General features: G+C 62.6%; 2 protein-coding genes. Both read right to left on the reverse strand.

Annotated elements, in window-relative coordinates:
* The coding region (locus tag AC11W3_RS05675) for a hypothetical protein (protein ID WP_484092624.1) at window positions 1-240 on the reverse strand (240 nt) is incomplete at its 3' end.
* Window positions 241-270: 30 nt separating this feature from the next.
* Window positions 271-1100, reverse strand: an 830-nt coding sequence (locus AC11W3_RS05680; protein WP_484092625.1) for an IS256 family transposase, incomplete at its 5' end; no start/stop codon positions are given.

The following is a 1100-nucleotide window of genomic DNA, read 5'->3' on the forward strand; positions in this document are numbered from 1 at the left end:
GGCCCGGAAGACGCCGCCGTAAAACTCCCAGGCTGCTTCGCATGCCTCGATGGCTCCTGGGGTGGTCTCGGCGAAGCACGGATAGACGAATCGGTAGCGCGAGACCCCGGGAGTGAAGATCCATGCCGGGCGTGTCAGGAATTTCGTGTGTGAGTCAGTGAATTGGAATTGAGAGCCGAGGCGCCCCTCCCAGCCGCGGCGCCTGGCTCCATGCCAGCGCTTGCGCCGTTTACCCCCCACCCAGTGTTCGGCTCTCGTCTGTGCATCGGATCAATCCGCCAGGATGAATCGCTCCTCGAATTGGATGGCCAGCTGTGCCTTGGCAGCCTGCCACATGATCGGCGGGCTCTTCCAGCGCGCCTGGACGTTTCGCAGCACCAGCCAGATGAGCTTGGTGGCCGCTTCCTCGCTCGGGAAATGGCCGCGGACGCGGACGGCTTTTCGTACCTGGCCGTTGAGGCTCTCGATGGCGTTGGTGGTGTAGAGAATCTTTCGGACTTCGCGAGCGAAGGCGAAGAAGGGAATCACCTGCTCCCAGTTCCGTCGCCAGCTCTGCGCGATCGCCGGATACTTCCGGCCGAGTGGGCCGCGATCAAATTCCTCGAGCCGCTCGCGGGCAATCTCGGCCGATTCGGCCTGGTAGATCGGCTTGAGCGCCGCGGCCACCAGCCGACGCTCCTTCCAGGAAGCGAAGTGCATCGAGAAGCGAATCAAGTGCACGATGCAGGTTTGAACGACCGTCTTCGGAAACACCGTCGTGATCGCCTCAGGGAAGCCTTTGAGGCCGTCGACCACGGCGATCAGGATGTCCTGCGTCCCGCGGTTTCGGATCTCGTTCATCACACGCAGCCAGAATTTCGCGCCCTCGGTCTGCTCGATCCAGATGCCGAGGATCTCCTTGTGCCCCGAGCAGCGCATCCCGATGGCGAGGTAGACAGCGCGATTGTTCACCAGGCCTTCGTTGCGGATCTTCACCCGGATCGCATCGAAAAAGACCACGGCGTAGGTCGATTCCAGCCCCCGGCCTTGCCAGGCCCCGACCTCTTCGATCACCGAATCGGTCACCGTGCTCACCAGGTCCGGAGAGATCTCGATCCCGT

Source organism: Geomonas sp. (genome assembly GCF_056994735.1).